General features: G+C 57.4%; 13 protein-coding genes. 10 read left to right on the plus strand and 3 right to left on the minus strand.

Features of this window, described 5'->3' with window-relative positions; translation table 11 throughout:
• Positions 1-204: 204 nt before the first annotated feature.
• The 4 genes from EGT36_RS04600 (at position 205) to EGT36_RS04615 (ending at position 6,383) form a co-directional block, all read left to right on the plus strand.
• Complete coding sequence (locus EGT36_RS04600; RefSeq protein WP_006699101.1) at positions 205-2,922, plus strand: ABC transporter ATP-binding protein; 2,718 nt, start codon at positions 205-207, stop codon at positions 2,920-2,922.
• A gap of 43 nt (positions 2,923-2,965) precedes the next feature.
• Entirely contained in the window at positions 2,966-3,421 is a 456-nt protein-coding gene (locus tag EGT36_RS04605) for a cyclic nucleotide-binding domain-containing protein (RefSeq protein WP_004443676.1), read from the plus strand.
• A gap of 190 nt (positions 3,422-3,611) precedes the next feature.
• Positions 3,612-4,472 (plus strand): MBL fold metallo-hydrolase, encoded by an 861-nt coding sequence (locus tag EGT36_RS04610; RefSeq protein ID WP_004443679.1) that lies wholly within the window; start codon positions 3,612-3,614, stop codon positions 4,470-4,472.
• A gap of 216 nt (positions 4,473-4,688) precedes the next feature.
• On the plus strand, positions 4,689-6,383 hold the full coding sequence (locus EGT36_RS04615; protein WP_037090276.1) for an adenylate/guanylate cyclase domain-containing protein: 1,695 nt from the start codon (positions 4,689-4,691) through the stop codon (positions 6,381-6,383).
• A 32-nt stretch (positions 6,384-6,415) separates the two neighbouring features.
• On the opposite strand, the gene EGT36_RS04620 is transcribed toward EGT36_RS04615, so the two are convergent.
• Positions 6,416-6,898, minus strand: coding sequence for a class I SAM-dependent methyltransferase (locus tag EGT36_RS04620; protein WP_037090275.1), 483 nt, complete (start codon positions 6,896-6,898; stop codon positions 6,416-6,418).
• A 13-nt stretch (positions 6,899-6,911) separates the two neighbouring features.
• Complete coding sequence (locus EGT36_RS04625; protein ID WP_172965623.1) at positions 6,912-8,252, minus strand: nucleotide sugar dehydrogenase; 1,341 nt, start codon at positions 8,250-8,252, stop codon at positions 6,912-6,914.
• Between the two features lie 127 nt (positions 8,253-8,379).
• On the opposite strand from EGT36_RS04625, the gene EGT36_RS04630 reads away from it, so the two are divergent.
• On the plus strand, positions 8,380-9,477 hold the full coding sequence (locus tag EGT36_RS04630; RefSeq protein ID WP_037090273.1) for a glycosyltransferase family 4 protein: 1,098 nt from the start codon (positions 8,380-8,382) through the stop codon (positions 9,475-9,477).
• Positions 9,474-10,217 carry a polysaccharide deacetylase family protein gene (locus EGT36_RS04635; protein WP_037090271.1) on the plus strand — a complete coding sequence of 248 codons (744 nt, stop codon included), beginning with the start codon at positions 9,474-9,476 and terminating at the stop codon, positions 10,215-10,217. The genes EGT36_RS04630 and EGT36_RS04635 overlap by 4 nt, the downstream gene beginning before the upstream one ends.
• Here the strand turns inward: EGT36_RS04635 and EGT36_RS04640 are convergent.
• On the minus strand, positions 10,209-11,171 hold the full coding sequence (locus tag EGT36_RS04640) for a glycosyltransferase family 32 protein (protein WP_037090268.1): 963 nt from the start codon (positions 11,169-11,171) through the stop codon (positions 10,209-10,211). The genes EGT36_RS04635 and EGT36_RS04640 overlap by 9 nt on opposite strands.
• Before the next feature lie 210 nt (positions 11,172-11,381).
• Here EGT36_RS04640 and EGT36_RS04645 point away from each other — a divergent pair, with 210 nt between their 5' ends.
• From EGT36_RS04645 to EGT36_RS04660, 4 genes are read left to right on the plus strand one after another with little or no spacing between them, the layout of a single operon-like run.
• Positions 11,382-13,274 (plus strand): ABC transporter ATP-binding protein, encoded by a 1,893-nt coding sequence (locus tag EGT36_RS04645; protein ID WP_004443693.1) that lies wholly within the window; start codon positions 11,382-11,384, stop codon positions 13,272-13,274.
• A complete protein-coding gene (locus EGT36_RS04650) occupies positions 13,271-15,172 on the plus strand; it encodes an ABC transporter substrate-binding protein (RefSeq protein WP_037090266.1) in 1,902 nt (633 codons plus the stop codon). Before EGT36_RS04645 ends, EGT36_RS04650 begins: the two co-directional genes overlap by 4 nt.
• A gap of 1 nt (position 15,173) precedes the next feature.
• The gene (locus EGT36_RS04655; protein ID WP_004443698.1) at positions 15,174-16,172 is read left to right on the plus strand and encodes an ABC transporter permease; all 999 of its coding nucleotides are present in this window, start codon (positions 15,174-15,176) and stop codon (positions 16,170-16,172) included.
• The gene (locus EGT36_RS04660) at positions 16,169-17,344 is read left to right on the plus strand and encodes an ABC transporter permease (RefSeq protein ID WP_072495120.1); all 1,176 of its coding nucleotides are present in this window, start codon (positions 16,169-16,171) and stop codon (positions 17,342-17,344) included. The genes EGT36_RS04655 and EGT36_RS04660 overlap by 4 nt, the downstream gene beginning before the upstream one ends.
• The last annotated feature ends 9 nt before the right edge of the window (positions 17,345-17,353 follow it).

The following is a 17,353-nucleotide window of genomic DNA, read 5'->3' on the forward strand; positions in this document are numbered from 1 at the left end:
GCATGCCATGCAGACAGAATGGCTTCGCGTGGCGACAGGTCGCGTTTGAGCCGCTATTTTTCTCGAAACCGCTTGAATATGCTGATAAATAGCGAGTCACATACCTATTTGCAGGAGGAGGTTGCGCCACCCGGCCGCCGGATCATCTAGACACCGCGCAAACCAACACGCCGGGCCCGCCCCGACAGGTCATAGAAGTTTTATATGGAACAAAGCCTTACGCGTTACATCTGGTCGCATACCAAGCGGCAGCAGCTTTTCATCCTGCTGATCGTCGCCCTGTCCATGATCCCGTATTTCCTCGCCTTCGACCTGCCCAAGCAGATCGTCAACGGCCCCATTCAGGGAGACGGCTTCGAAGGAGCGAATGCAACCCAGCTCTTCATGCATCTCACGGTCGATATCCCCTATTGGGGCACCGTGACCCTGTTCCCGGGGCTTGAGCTCAACCGCATGTCGATGCTGATGGCGCTCAGCCTGACGTTCCTTGCGCTTGTTATCATCAATGGGCTCTTCAAATATTACATCAATACCTACAAGGGCCGGCTTGGCGAACGGCTTCTGCGGCGTATTCGCTTCGAACTTATCGACAAGATCCTGAGGTTTCCGCCCAGCCATTTCAAACGGGTGAAGGGCGCTGAAATCTCCAGCATGGTGAAGGACGAGGTAGAGCCGCTCGGCGGTTTTACCGGCGACGCCTTCGTGCAGCCGGCCCTTCTCGGCGGCCAAGCGCTCTCCGCCCTCTTCTTCATTCTCGTGCAGAACTTCTGGCTCGGCCTGATCGCGGCCTTCATGGCGGCAATTCAGGTCGGCATCATTCCCAAGATGCGCCGCCGCCTCATCGAACTCGGCCGTCAGCGGCAGCTGAGTGCACGCCAGCTCGCCGGACGTATCGGTGAAATGGTCGACGGCATCGGCACGATTCATGCCTATGACACGTCCAATTACGAGCGTGCGGATGCTTCGCATCGCCTCGGCGACATCTTCAAGATTCGCTACGATCTCTACCAGTGGAAGTTTCTGGTCAAATTCATCAACAACTTCCTTGCCCAGCTGACCCCCTTCTTCTTTTATGCGCTGGGCGGATATCTGACCCTGAAGGGCAGCCTCGATGTGGGGCAGCTGGTCGCCGTCATCAACGCCTATAAGGAACTGCCAGGGCCGCTGAAGGAGCTGATCGACTGGGATCAGGCCCGGCAGGATGTGCAGGTAAAGTACGAGCAGGTCTTCGAACAGTTCGATGCGCCGAACATGATCGATGAGAAGGTGCAGAAACTTTCTCCCGGTGCCGTCGCAGCCATCAGCGCACCGCTCGTCGTCGCCAATCTGACGCTCGAAGACGATAGCGGCAGCCGGCTTCTGGAACAGGCATCCCTCAAGATCGAGCCGGGTGAGGTTATCGCCATCGTCGGTGGTGCGGGAGGCGAGGCACTGGCGGATGCGATAGGCCGCACGCTCTGGCCGAGCTCAGGCAAGATCAGCATCAACGACGTCGACATTCTGGAATTGCCGGAATCGCTGACGGGACGGCGCATCTCCTACGTGTCCTCGGACAGCTATTTCTTCCATGCCAGCCTGAAGGACAACCTGCTATACGGTCTCAAACACGCGCCGCTTGCAGAGAAAAACTATGAGGGCGCGGCGCTGGACCATCGCAAATGGGAAATCCGTGAAGCGAAGATGGCCGGCAATCCGCTGATCGACATCAACAGCGAATGGATCGATTATGCTTCGAGTCCGGCAGGCGACGGCAAACCGGAAAATCTCATACAGGCCATTCTAGCTGTTCTCGACAGTGTGGAACTGTCGCAGGATATTCTGGAATTCGCCCTGCGATCGTCGATCGACCCGTTGACAGACCTGCATCTCGCCGCCCGGATCGTTGAATTGCGACATGTCCTGCGCGCCGAGCTGGAAAAGGAAAATCTGAGCGGCCTGATCGCGCCTTTCGAGCTGGAGAGCTACAATAGCGAGGCAACGGTCGGCGAAAACCTGCTTTTCGGCACCATGCGGGACTCGTCCCAGTCAATCAGGACGGTCATCGAAAGCGACTATTTCCGCTCTTTGATGCGCGAGACCGGCCTGGTCAAAACCCTGTTCGAAATGGGCTACACGATCGCCGAGAACATCGTGGAAATCTTCGCCGATCTGCCGGGGGATCACCCCTTCTTCCAGCAGCTCACCTTCATGACGCCTGACGATATTCCGGTCTATCAGCAGATGCTGCAACGCCTTCAGGGCCGGAATTTCGACGAGGCCAATGAAAGCGAAAAACGCGCGATGCTGCGGCTGAGCTTCTTCTATATCGAGCCCCGCCAGCGTTTCGGCCTGCTGACGCCGGAAATCATGAACCGCATCGTCGAGGTCCGGCACATGTTCCACGAGAAGCTGCCCGACAGTCTGAAAAACGTGATCGAAATCTACGATCCGACCAAATACATGAGCGCCACCAGTCTTCTGGATAATATCCTCTTTGGCAAGGTAAGCCACCGCTACACCGATGCTTCCCGGCGCATCACCCGCATCGTTGCTGACGTCATGCGCAAGCAGGGCGTTTACGAACGGGTGCTGGCAGTGGGTCTGGATTTCAATCTGGGTGCAGGCGGCAAGCGGCTAGGCCCGCTACAGCGCCAGAAGCTTAATCTGGCACGGGCGCTGATCCGGAAATCCGACATTTACGTCTTCAACCGCCCGCTTCCGGGCCTCGACCCGAGACAGCAGGAAGAAATTGTTGAAAGGGTCATCACACTCCTGAAACAGAACAACAATAACCCCTCGATCATATGGGTTCTGTCGAATGCGCACCTCTCGCGCATGTTCGAGAGGGTCATCGTTGTTCATCAGGGGCTGATCACCGCTGACGGAAGTTACGAGACTCTGGTCGAGGAAAACGGTACATTCAAGGAGATGGTCGCGACATAATTCCAAGAATGTGACCGAGGTGGAACAATAACAGGGTAAGGCAATGCTGTTCAAAGACGAAATTCAGATGCTGAAAAGGGTGCCGTTTTTTTCCGAAATGGAACCCTCCAAGTTGAAACTGCTCGCATTCGCATCAGACCGCGTTTCCTATCACGCCGGCGACGTGCTGTTCCGGCAGGGTGACGTCGGCGACGCGGCCTATGTGCTGCTGACCGGAAAGGTGGATGTTCTGGTCGATTCTCCCTCTGGCACTTTGAAAGTGGCGGAAATGACCGGCAACGCCATCGTCGGGGAAATCGCAATTCTCTGCGACAGCGTCAGAACCGCCACCGTCCGCGCCTCCACCAATGTGGAAGCTCTTCGGATCGGCAAGGAACAATTCTTCAAGCTGATGTCTGATTTCCCCGATATCACTATCAAGGTCATGCGCGTTCTGGCCGAACGTCTCACCCAGACGACGGCTGAACTCAGCAAAGCCAGGACAAACGCCAGAACATAAGCGGCAATTCTATGCTCCCCCGGCGGTCGATATTGGAAAAATAAATGTCGTACTATTGCAATATAAATGAAATGCTGACTGAATAAGGGGTAAAGGCATCCGCCCGAAAAGGGCGGGAAATAAGATCTATAGAGACAACGGGCTTCATGGGAGGAAAGCGTGCAAGATTCCGTTGTTATTGGGGTGTGTCATGGCGTTCAATTCCGACACTGCGGGTCGGGAAAGTAACAGAAATTTTCGGGTGAAGATCTGGGGGGCGCGGGGAACGCTTCCTGTTTCAGGTGAAAACTTCCGAAAATACGGTGGGAATACCATCTGCATCGAGGTTCGATGCGGCGACCATGTCCTTTTGTTCGATGCGGGGTCGGGACTTCATCCTGCGGGCATGGCGCTTCGGGCGGAGGGGGTTACCGACGTCGATCTTTTCTTCTCCCATTGCCACTACGACCACATTGTCGGTTTTCCCTATTTCAAGCCATTCTATAATAGCTGCAATGACGTCTCGATTTGGTCGGGCCATCTCGCGGGCACCATGACGACACGGGAAATGCTCAAGGACTTCATGAGCCCGCCCTGGTTTCCCGTGCCGCTGGAAATTTGCTGCGCAAAAATCGACACGCGGGATTTCATGCCCGGTGATACCCTAGACGTCCATCCGGGCCTCTCGATCCGAACCGGCATGCTGAACCATCCTGGCAACGCCGTCGGATACCGGCTGGACTGGGAGGGAAAGTCCCTCGCCATCATCACCGATACCGAACACGAGCCCGGCGGCATCGACGAAACTGTGCTTGATCTCATCCGGGATACCGATCTTTTCCTTTATGACGCCATGTTTACCGATGACGAGATGGGCCTTTATCGCGGCTATGGCCATTCGTCCTGGCAGCAGGCGATCCGCCTCGCCCAGTTGGCCGATGCGAAAAATGTCGGTTTCATCCATCATGCCCCGAGCCGCAGCGACGAAGAGCTGGACATGATCGAAAAACAGGCGAAAGCCCTGTTCAGCGGCGCATTCGCAGCCATGGACGGTCAGGTCATCGAAATCTGATAGCCGCCGTCATGGTGTTTTTGACTTCGCGTGACTATTTGACCGGAAATCTGAAGAGGCCTCACCAGTCATTGGTGGCTTCGGGTACTTAAACACGCATAATTGACCATCGCCGCTCGTTTGCTCCACGATATTGCCACGAGATGTCATGCACTAAAGACGCGACGATCGACCGACTGATGATTCTGGGCCGAACGACCTCACGATGGGATTTGCATGATCCGTTTCTTTTCGGAAACCAGTTTGAGACGCGCCCGGATTTTATCCGGCCTGATTATATTTGCCTTTGTCTTTTCGCATCTTTTCAATCATTCCCTTGCGCTCATTTCCATCGACACCGCCGAACGGGCACGAAAATGGTTCAGCCTCATCTGGCTCAACCCTGTTAGCAGCCTGCTTTTCTACGGCTCGGTCCTGGTGCATGTCAGCCTGGTCCTGCGCTCGCTTTACCAGCGCCGAACGTTGCGCATGCCGCTTCGTGAAGCACTTCAGGTCATCTTCGGCCTGTCGATCCCCTTCCTCATTCTGAGCCATGCAGTGAATATCCGCGTGTCGCACATGCTCTACGGCATCGACATCGGTTATTATACCGTCGTCCGCCGGCTCTGGATCAACAATCCCATGGGAGGCGCGTGGCAAAGTCTCGCCCTGATCGTCATCTGGATACACGGATGTATCGGCCTCTATTTCTGGCTGCGTTATCGCGACTGGTACCCGAAAATCGCCGGCATCTTCATGACCATAGCTGTGATGCTGCCGCTTCTGGCGCTGCTGGGCTTCAGCGATGCCGGCCGTTGGCTCGAGGAAGTCGACCGCAAATATGCGCTTCCTCCGGGACTGGGCGACACGATCGTTCAGAGAGACGAACTTCCGCTGCAGCGGGAGATGGAAACACGAATCCGGTTTATCACCGGGACGACAGAGGCGATTTTTGCCGGCGCGGTGATGCTGGTCTTCGCGATGCGCGGTGTAAGAAGCTGGCGACAGCGGTTGACGGCCATCGAAATCCGCTACGAACATGGTGCGCAGGCGCGCGTGCCGGCGGGACTCAGCATTCTGGAAGCCAGCCGTCTGGCAGGCATCCCGCATTATTCCGTATGCGGCGGTAAAGGACGATGTTCGACCTGCCGGGTGAGAGTCATGGAAAGCAAGGGGCCGCTCCCTCCACCCGGAGACATCGAGCAAACCACATTAAGACGCATCCATGCCGATTCGGATGTGCGGCTCGGCTGCCAGCTGCGTCCCACACATGATCTCGGCGTTGCCCTTCTGGTTTCACCGCCCCAGCACAGTGACCTGCCGGCGGACGCCCAGCCGGCCCGGCCGGGCCGGGAAGAGGAGATCGCCATTCTCTTCTGCGATCTGCGCAATTTCACGACTTTGTCGGAAGCGAAGCTGCCCTACGATGTCGTCTTTCTCCTGAACCGCTATTTCACCATCGTCGGCCAGGCCGTCGAACAGGCGGGGGGCCATCTCGACAAATTTATCGGTGACGGCGCCATGGCGCTTTTCGGACTAGGCGACGACAGCCAGCACGCCTGTCGCAATGCCATGAAGGCGGCAGCAATCATATTGCGGGATATTGCGATCCTGAACGAAGGGCTGGAGAAACAATTCACCGTGCGTCTTGAGGTGGTGGTTGGCATTCACGCAGGTCCGAGCATCGTCGGGGTCATGGGATATGGGGCTGCCAAAACGCTGACGGCCATTGGCGATACCGTCAACGTGGCAAGCAGGCTTGAATCCAAAGCCAAGGAATTTGGCGCCGCAATCGTGGTCTCCGAACCGGCCATCATACAGGCGGGACAGAATATTACCGATCTCAGAAGCGAACAGGTCGCCATTCGCGGTCGAAACTCGCAAATGAAGGTGTTTCTACTCTCGGAGGAAGAGAGCGAACGCTATTTGTGACAGGACCCGGAAGTTTGGGGTCGGACCGATCTTTATATCTTGCGATAGAGAAAATAACGGTCCGTCGGCACGCTCTCCGGAACCGGCAACGGTTTCAGCAGGGGATGATCGAGAGGCAGACCGCTGACAGCGACGCCGCCTTTCGCCAGCATGCCGGCGGCGAGATCGGGCAACCATGTCAATGTGATCGCATCTTTTTCCGGATAGCCCGTGCCGATATCGGCATGCACCATTGCCGCTTCCGCACCGACGAATGCGGGAGCGGTCTGCGATATCTCGCCGATCACCAGGTCTTCGTCTGCAGGAACGGACGAGGCATGGGCACCCATGGCCCTGTCAAACGCAATGATCCTGCGCCCCGGAAACAGTTCCCGCAGATGATTGAAAGTTCGCCCGTTTCCAAGGCCGATTTCCATGAGCGCACCCTCATGCGGCATATCAAGTTTGGCGGCGACATGATTGAGAATGTCACGCTGCGCGGTCAACCGGCGAATGAAACTGTCCAGTCTGCTCATGATCCGTCCGTTATCAGGCCTTGATGATGTGTCTTGCGGAAATGCCCCGGCGCGCGAAGGCGTTTCGCGTGTCGATGATCAGCGGAGCCCATTCGGCAAGGGCGGCATAGTCCACATTGTCATGGTCGGTCGCAACCAGAACAGCATCGAAAGCGCTGATGGACTGCCTGTCCCAGGAGACGGACTTCATGCCCATCAGGTGGCTGTATTCCCGTGTCTTCGGGATTTCGGCCACATGCGGATCAAAATAGGCCGCTTCGCCACCGCGCTCCTGAACAAGCTCGATGAGCTTCAATGAAGGGCTTTCACGAATATCGGGCACATTTTTCTTGTAGGCGAGACCGACAACCAGCACCTTCGAGCGGCTGAGCGCCTTGCCGGAATGGATGTCGAGCGCTTCCGCAACCCGCCCCACAACGTGGCGCGGCATGCCGGTGTTGATTTCACCTGCAAGCTCGATGAACCGCGTTGGCAATTCATATTCGCGAGATTTCCAGGTGAGATAGAAAGGGTCGATCGGTATGCAGTGACCGCCAAGACCGGGGCCGGGATAAAATGGCATGAAACCGAACGGCTTGGTTTTTGCCGCATCGATGACTTCCCATATATCGATACCCATAGCCTCGTAGACGACCTTAAGTTCGTTGACGAGCGCGATATTGACAGCGCGGAAGACATTTTCGGTGATCTTCACGGCCTCCGCCGTCGCATTGGTCGAGACCGGAACGGTTTTCTTGACCACCGATCCGTAAAAAGCCGCCATCAGCTGCCCAGCGGCCTCGCCGTCACCCGCAACGACCTTCGGAATGGTCGACGTCTCAAAGTCCCGGTTGCCGGGATCTTCCCGCTCGGGGGAAAAGCCGATGAAGAAATCGATACCTGAGACGAGACCGGTGCTCTCCAGAATGGTTTTCACAATCCCATCGGTAGTGCCGGGATAGGTGGTGGATTCCAGCACCACAAGCTGCCCCTTGCGCAGATGCGCGGCAATGTAGTGACAGGTCTTCTCGACATAGGAAAGGTCTGGCTCGCGATACTTCGTCAACGGCGTCGGTACGCAGATGGCGATCACGTCACACTCGGCCAATCTGGAGAAGTCGCATGTGGCAACAAAGACGTCATTTTGACTGGCTCCTGCGAGCACGGCATCCGAAACCGCCTCGATATAGCTCTGACCCGCATCTATCGAAGTAATTTTACCGGGGTCGATGTCGAAACCGACAACCTTGAAACCAGCTCTGGCGATTGTCATGGCAAGCGGCAGGCCCACATAGCCGAGGCCGATCACGCCCGCTTTGGCGCTCTTGTTCTCGATGCTGGAAAGCAGGGCTTGGGAAATGTCTGGAGAAGTCAAAGCGTGTCACGCTCCGCGCATGTGCAAAAGATATCTTTCAGTTGGGCAAGAATGGCGAGGCTGTCAAGGCTCCGCGTCTTCAAATTCCGGTTGACGCCAGAGGCACGACCAACGCACAACCATCCGCATGAAGATCGCGTTTTATTCGCCGCTCAAAGCACCCAACCACCCCGTTCCTTCCGGCGACCGGTTGATGGCCCGCCTGTTGATGCAGGCGATGGTAATGGGTAGCCATGAGGTTTTTGTCGCGTCCGAGCTGCGAAGCTTCCTGAGACAGCCGGATGATCCCGAGCGATCGTCCCTCGCCGACCGGGCCGAACGTGAAGTAGAGACTATTGCGGAGCGCTGGCGGTTGCACGGCGCACCGGACCTGTGGTTTTGTTATCACCCTTACTACAAGGCTCCGGACCTGCTCGGACCGGAACTCACCAGCCGTTTCAATATATCCTACGTCACCGCCGAAGCATCCTATTCGCCAAAGCGCAACGCCATGGGCTGGCAGGCAGTGCAGGACGGGTTGTTGTCGTCGTTGAACGAAGCCGCAGTCAATATCTGCTTCACCGAACGGGATCGCGAAGGGCTCGTACAGGCCTCTCCTGGGCTTCAATGGGCGATGCTTCCGCCTTTCATCGACCCCGCGCCCTTCCTCAAGGTTGTTCCCCAGCCGAAACGGACACGGCTCATCACCGTCGCCATGATGAGGGCGGGCGACAAACTCGAGAGCTATCGCGCCCTGTCGAACGCTCTCGCCCTGCTACCACAAGACCTAGACTGGACACTTGAGATCGTTGGCGACGGTCCGGAACGCGAGGCGGTGCAAGCCATGTTCAGCGGCTTCCCTGAAAATCGCCTCGTCTGGCACGGGCAAAAAGCCGCAGACGAGATCGCAGCGCTTCTCTCGAAAGCTGCCATTTATGTCTGGCCGGGTCACGGCGAGGCCTACGGCCTTGCCTATCTGGAAGCACAGGCGGCCGGCCTGCCCGTCATCGCCGAAAAAGTGGCGGGCGTTCCCGAAGTCGTAAAATCTGGCGCCACCGGATTACTGACACCTGAAAATGATAGTGCCGCTTATGCCGATGCGATCAAGGCCCTGCTTTACGACGACAGGCGGCGACAGGAACTGGCAAAAGCAGCCCGCCGGTTCGTCATGCATGAGCGGTCTCTGGAAAATGCCGCAACCAAGCTGAACGATATTTTGATGCAAGCAAAGGCACGAAGATCATGAGTCTCGAAAAACTCGTCGCAGCACTGGACGAATGCGGACGTCGCGGCATTTCGGCCGATCTGTGGCTCAGGGACGACGATGCAGTGGACCCGACGGGGGCACTCGATACCCTGCTCGATCTTTGCGAAAGTTTCTCGGTTCCGGTCACCCTCGCGGTCATTCCCGAAACGACGACCCGCAGGCTAGCGCAGCATCTGGATGCCTCGGACATTGCCCAGGTGGCGGTTCACGGCTGGTCGCATAGCAATTATGCCGGCGATGGACAAAAGAAACAGGAGCTTGGCCTCCACCGGGAACTTCCCCTCGTTCTCGACGAGCTGCAGTCCGGGCTGGAAAAACTCTACGATCTGCATGGACCGCGTGTCGTGCCCATGCTGGTGCCCCCGTGGAACCGCATCGACGCCCATATAGTGAGGGAACTGACAGGGCTTGGATATCGGGCCCTCTCCGTTTTCGGTCCGGAGAAGGACACAGCGCCGCCATGTCTGAATACGCACGTGGACGTGATCGATTGGCATGGCAGCCGCGGCGGCCGTGACCACGATGTCCTGTTTGCCGAGACGGCGGCCCGCATCCTGCGCGCTACCGAGGAAGGCGGCACAATCGGCATCCTTACCCATCATCTCGTGCATGATGACACCGTCTGGCATTTCCTCCGGCGGCTTTTCGAGGTGACCGCACGGCACCGCGCAGCACGCTGGTGCTCCTCTAAAGACCTCGTCGAAGCAATCTCACCATGATTTCCAGGCGATCAGCAGCCCGCCGGCATCCTTGGCCAGATCCCGCCTGATCGCATCAACCGTATCAAACGGCGTTCGGTCTGGAACGGATGCCGCGACAAACGCTGCCGGTGCAAGGCTGATGCTTCCCTGCCGGGCAATGACGGTGAAAATCAACGGGCCGGTGGACCACCACGCCGGCGCGCGCGGCATTTCTTCGAGAATGTCGGGAAAGGCGGCCAGCATCTTGCGAAAGACCGGATGCGCAGCTGGAGCGGCAATGAAGGAATTAGCGAGAAGCATACTTCCCTGTCCGGTATTCCGCGGCGTTTTTTCATCAAACGCCGTGAGACCCGCAAGGGGAAGGAGTGAATCGAAACTCACGTCGTCGCGCGCCGGATACCAGTCGCAGTCGAGATAGATGCCGCCGAACCGCTCGAGCAGGATGTAGCGGGCGACGTCAACAGCACCCGGATAGTCGCCCTCGCTCAGCATCCTGTTAAAGACGCTATTCGCAAAAACCCCTTCCCGCTCAAGATCGGCTTCCCGCCAAAGGCGATAATCGTAGCCGTGCTTCAGCGCATGGGCAGCCCAGGCCTCGACCGACATGGGCGGCGATTTCTCGCCAATCCATATCTGATGAATGAGCCTCGGCACATCCTCCCGGCTTTTGAGGTTTATTGTGCGGCGTTCTTCCACGGAAAATCGCGCATATTTTTCCAGCACCTGCGGGGGTGGCACCAGCGTATACTGATAACCGATCTTCGCGACCATATCGCCTTCGGCCTTGGCAAGACGCAGCCGTGCGGCATGCAGCCGGCGCGGCAGGCCGAGCACCGTCTGCTCTCCCATCAGATGCCCGTCCTTTGCTGCAACCAGCGATAAGAGAAGCGCATTCGCCTCAGCATATTGGCCGTTATTCTGCAACTGACGCGCATCGTTCAGCTTGGCGTCGTAATATTTCTTGTCGGACATGGATCCTCGTTCGAAAGCTCCCGTCAGCATATTACGAAACAAGCGCGGTGGGGCAAGTCGCAGCATTTCGGAAGCCGGCTTCAAATTTGCTAAAGAATTCGATGTTTCAGAAGGATAGACAGACAACAAACCCTGCGATAACGTTGCTTTAAGCCCTCCCGAGCAATTGTCACAAGGCAACGATAAAGAGGCGGCAAGGAACCCTTTGGCATGAGCGCAGGCGCAGATTTGCTCCGTATCGAAAATCTGCAGGTCTCGTTTTCTCTCATGGGTGGAACGATCGATGCAGTCAGGGGGGCGAGCCTCCGCATTCTTCCGGGAAAAGTAACCGCATTGGTCGGTGAATCCGGCTCCGGAAAATCCGTCATTGGCCAGACGATCATGGGCATCCATCCCAAGACCGCTCGTGTGAATGGCCGCGTGCTGTTCACCGATCCGGAAAACACTGCGGGCGGTCCCGTCGATCTTTTGCAATTGCCCAAAGACGGCCGCGAAATCCGCGCCATCCGTGGCAACCGCATCGGGCTGATCTTTCAGGAGCCCATGACCTCGTTTTCGCCGCTGCACACCATCGGCAACCAGATTGACGAGGCGCTCAGAATCCACAGCATTCTTTCGCCGGCGGAACGTGCGGAAAAAATGTATGAGACACTCGATCTCGTCGGGTTTTCGAACCCGAAGAAGGTCGTGAACATGTATCCTTTCGAGCTTTCAGGCGGCATGCGCCAGCGCGCCATGATCGCCATGGCGCTGATCTGTCGTCCCGCGCTTCTGATCGCCGACGAACCCACGACGGCGCTTGATGTGACCATTCAGGCGCAAATCCTCAAGCTGCTGCGTGACCTGCAGAGCAGGCTGAATATGAGCATGCTGCTCATCACCCATGACCTCGGCGTGGTGGCGAACATTGCAGATGAGGTTGCCGTGATCTATCAGGGCGAGATCATGGAAGCCGGCACGGTCGATGATATCTTCAAATCGCCAGCCCATCCCTATCTCAAGGGTTTGATGGCAGCCGTTCCGCATTTCGACATGAAGCCGGGCGAGCGGCTGAAGGCGCTACGCGAAATCAACGTCGACCATGAAAGCCTGGTGGGGAAGAAAACCGCAACGGTCAACAAAACCCCTGGTCCGCTTTTGACCGTGGACAATATCAGCAAGACGTTCACGACCCGCAAATCGAGCTGGTTCCGCAAAGGTGACGCCAGCGCAACCAAAGCGGTAAACAGCGTCAGCTTTGAGATCCGTCGTGGAGAATGTCTGGGACTGGTCGGCGAAAGCGGCAGCGGCAAGACAACCGTCAGCAAAATCCTCATGCGCGCCGTTCGCCCGGATCAGGGTTCCGTCACCTTCCACCGTCCGCAGGGCGATATCGATGTCCTCAACGCCCGGGACGATGACCTGAAAGAGCTCCGGTCGAAGATACAGATGGTCTTTCAGGACCCGATATCCTCGCTATCGCCGCGCATGACCGTGGGAAACATCCTGAGCGAGCCGCTGGAAATCCACGGTCGGGGTGATGCGAAATATCGCTCCGAAAAAGTGCGCAACCTCGTCAGGGCCATCGGGCTTGGGGAAAGCGCGCTGAACCGTTATCCGCACAGTTTTTCGGGCGGGCAAAGACAACGTATCGGCATTGCAAGGGCCCTCGCACTTGGCCCGGAACTGCTGATCTGCGACGAACCCGTCTCCGCTCTCGATGTTTCCGTGCAGGCGCAAATTCTCAATCTGCTGAAAGATTTGCAGCAGGATCTCGGGCTTACCTACCTCTTCATCTCGCATAATCTTGCGGTGGTGGATTATATGGCCGATCGCGTGGCGGTCATGTGCGAGGGCCGCATCGTGGAGCTGGCGCCACGGGAAATCCTGATGCGCGCTCCGGTGCATCCCTATACGAAATCCCTGCTGGCCGCCGTGCCTTTCCCCGATCTCGACCGTCCGCTCGATTTCCGCACCATCGGCAAGATCAGCGCGACGGGCAAATTCGACTGGGGCAAACAGTTCCGCGACGAGGGGGATGGCGAGATGGTATCGGCCGATCTTGGGGAAGGCCATTTCGTACTTGCGAACGGCAATGCCGACATGCGGGAGCTTCGCCCTTGATCACGCGTCGCACCGCTCTCGCTCTCTTGGCCTCTGTCTTTGTGCCGGCTTATGCGCGGGCCTCCTATACCGACCCCACCTATTTCAAGGAAAAGCGCGAAAAGGGCGAATTGCCCGACATCGCCGAGCGCCTGCCGAAAAACCCGCGCGTCATCGACATGAAGGCACTTGGCCGAGAGCCGGGGAAACATGGTGGATCGGTACGTATGCTCATTGGCGGCCAGCGCGACATTCGCCTGATGCCGATCAGCAGCTATGCCCGCCTTGTCGGTTACGACGAAAAATTCGAGCTTCATCCGGATATTCTAGAAAGCTACGACGTACAGGAAGAACGCATCTTCACCTTCAGGCTGCGCGAAGGCCATAAGTGGTCCGATGGCAGTGATTTCACGTCAGAGGATTTCCGCTATTTCTGGGAAGATGTTGCGCTCAATAAGGAAATCCACAAGGGCGGTCCGCCGATCGAGCTTCTGGTCAATGGCAAACCGCCCCAGATCGAGGTCGTTGACCGGCTGACCGTGCGATACACCTGGGACGGCCCCAATCCGGATTTTCTGGCGAAACTGGCGGCCGCCTCGCCGGCGCGGCTGTTCTTGCCTGCCGCCTATATGAAACAGTTCCACATCAAATATCAGACGGCAGAAAAGCTCGCCAAGCTGATCAAGAAAAACAAGACAGACGACTGGAGCGGGCTGCATATCAAGATGTCGCGGCAGGTGCGTCCCGAAAATCCGGATCTGCCGACGCTCGATGCCTGGCGTAACACCACCGCGCCGCCGGCCGAACAATTCGTGTTCGAACGCAACCCCTATTATCACCGCGTCGATGAAAACGGCCTGCAACTGCCCTATCTCGACCGCTTCCTGCTCAACGTCACCTCGTCGGATATCATCTCGGCCAAGACGGCGTCGGGCGATAGCGACCTGCAATATTTCGGCCTCGATTTCGCTGATTACACTTTCCTGAAGGATGCTGAAAAGCGCTTCCCCCTGAAAGTTAACCTCTACAAGCGCTCCCAGGGCTCGCGCATCGCGCTGCTGCCAAATCTCAATTGCGCCGACCCGGTCTGGCGCAACGCTTTCCAGGATGTGCGTGTGCGCCGCGCGCTCTCGCTCGCGATCAACCGGCACGAAATCAACATGGTCTGTTTTTACGGGCTCGCGAAGGAAAGCGCAGATACCGTACTGCCGGAAAGCCCGCTTTACCGGCAGGAATTTGCGGACGCCTGGAGCGCTTTCGACCGCGCAACGGCCAACAGGCTGCTCGATGAAGCGGGTCTCGACAAGCGCGACAATGCCGGCCTTCGGCTCCTGCCTGATGGTCGACCCGCCTATATCATTGTCGAGACGACAGGCGAAAGCACGCTCGAAACAGACGTGATGGAGCTGGTGACGGATCACTGGCGACATATCGGCATTGCCGTTTCTGTCCGCCCCACCCAGCGCGATGTTTTCCGCAAGCGCGCCATGGGCGGAGAAGTACTGATGTCGGTGTGGATGGGTATGGACAATGGCGTGCCAACGGCCGACATGCTGCCTTCCGGCCTTGCCCCCACCGGTGACGACCAGTTGCAATGGCCGGTCTGGGGGATTCACTATCTATCCGGCGGCCGTGAAGGCAAAGAGCCCGATCTGCCGGAAGCGGCCCATTTGCTTGATCTTCTGAAAAAATGGCGTCGCAGCGTCACCGAGGAAGAACGTCAGGCAATCTGGCTGGAAATGCTTGGCGTCTATACGCAGCAGGTATTTTCCATCGGCATCGTCAACGGCGCGCTGCAGCCCGTCGTCCATGTCAAGCGCATGCGGAACGTGCCGGAAAAGGCGCTTTTCGGTTATGAACCCACTTCCTATCTCGGCGTCTACATGCCGGATAGCTTCTGGTATGACGGAGACGCCTGATATGCTGCGGTATATTCTGAAGCGCGTTCTCGTCATGATCCCGACGCTCATCCTGATCTCGATGCTGGTTTTCACCATCATCGAACTGCCCCCGGGCGATTATTTCGAAAGCTATGTCGCTGAGCTGCGCGCCATGGGCGAAACGGCAAATCTTGCCGAAATCGAGGAACTGCGCGTCCGCTACGGCTTCGATCAGCCCGCCCCGATCCGCTATTTCCGCTGGGCGACCGGCATGCTTGTCGGCGATTTCGGTTATTCTTTCGAATATCAGCTACCCGTGAGCGACGTGGTGGGAGATCGCCTGTGGCTGACGGTTCTGGTTTCCTTCGTTACCATCATTGTTACCTGGCTGCTGGCTTTTCCAATCGGCATCTATTCCGCCACGCATAAATACAGCTGGGGCGATTACGGGCTAACCTTCCTCGGCCTGCTCGGCATCGCCATCCCCAACTTCATGCTGGCATTGATTCTGATGTACTTCGCCAACATATGGTTCGGCATCTCCATAGGCCATCTGATGGACCGGGAATATCTGAACCAGGCGATGAGCTGGGCGAAGTTCAAGTCGATCCTTGAGCATATCTGGATTCCCGTTCTCATCATCGGAACGGCGGGCACGGCCGGCATGATCCGCCGCCTGCGCGCCAACCTTCTGGATGAATTACAGAAGCAATATGTGGTCACCGCCCGCGCCAAGGGCCTGCACCCTTTCAGGGTATTGACCAAATATCCGCTGCGCATGGCCCTGAATTTTTTCATCTCGGATATCGGCTCGATCCTGCCTGCCATCATATCGGGCGCGGAAATTACTGCCGTCGTCCTGTCGCTCGAGACCACCGGCCCCATGCTCATCCGGGCGTTGCAAAGCCAGGACATGTATCTGGCGGGTTCGTTCCTGATGTTCCTTGCGTTCCTGACGGTGATCGGCGTTCTGGTGTCGGACATCGCCCTTGCCATACTCGATCCGAGAATCCGCTTCGGAGGTGGTAACGTCAAATGACTTCATCCATCCCGAATCCCGGCGAAGCCCTGCCACACTATGTCTCGACCGCGCCCTTCGACCCGTCGCTGATCGAACCCAACACGTCTGGCATGGCGGCCTTCAGCAAAGCCTCGCAGTTGAAGCTCATGTGGTGGCAGTTCCGCCAGCACAAGATCGCGGTGTGGTCCGGCGCCTTTCTGGTGGTGCTTTACCTTTCGATTCTGATCTGCGAGTTCCTCGCCCCCTATAATCTCCACACCCGCAATATCGAACACATATACGCCCCGCCCCAGGCCATCCACCTCTTCAATGACGGGAAATTTGTCGGCCCCTTCGTGTATGGCCGTGAAATGACGCTCGACATGGAAAATCTGAGGCGTGTCTACCGGGACGTGCCGACCGATATCCAGCCGCTGCGTTTCTTCTGCAAGGGTGACACCTATCGTTTCTGGGGCATGTTCGAGGGCAGAACCCATCTCGTTTGCCCGGCAGAAGGCGGTGAACTGTTCCTTCTCGGCACCGACCGCCTCGGGCGTGACGTGCTGTCCCGTATCATCTACGGCGCGCGCATTTCACTGACCATCGGCCTCCTCGGCGTCGCCATGAGCTTCGTTCTCGGGATTGTGATCGGTGGCCTGGCGGGATATCGCGGCGGCACGTTTGACCTGATTGTCCAGCGCATCATCGAGGTCCTGCAATCCATTCCCAGCATTCCGCTGTGGCTGGCGCTCGCGGCCATCATGCCGGTGACCTGGAGTCCGATCCTCGTTTATCTCGGCATCACCATCATTCTCGGCATGCTGGACTGGACCGGGCTAGCGCGCGCCGTGCGTTCAAAGCTACTGGCGTTGCGCGAGGAAGACTATGTTTTGGCTGCGCAATTGATGGGAGCGGGCACACCGCGTATCATTGGCCGACATCTTATTCCGGGCTTCATGTCCCATCTTATCGCCTCGGCCACCCTGACGATACCGGGCATGATCCTTGGCGAAACAGCGCTCAGCTTCCTGGGCCTCGGCCTGCGCCCCCCGATCACAAGTTGGGGAATTCTGCTCACGGAGGCGCGCAGCGTCAGCGTCATTGCGCTATATCCCTGGCTTCTCATCCCGACGATCCCTGTCGTTCTCGTCATTCTGGCCTTTAATTTCTTCGGTGACGGACTACGTGATGCTGCGGACCCCTTCAGATAAAATGGAATA

The organism is Agrobacterium sp. FDAARGOS_525 (genome assembly GCF_003938925.1).
Lineage (GTDB): Bacteria > Pseudomonadota > Alphaproteobacteria > Rhizobiales > Rhizobiaceae > Agrobacterium > Agrobacterium pusense.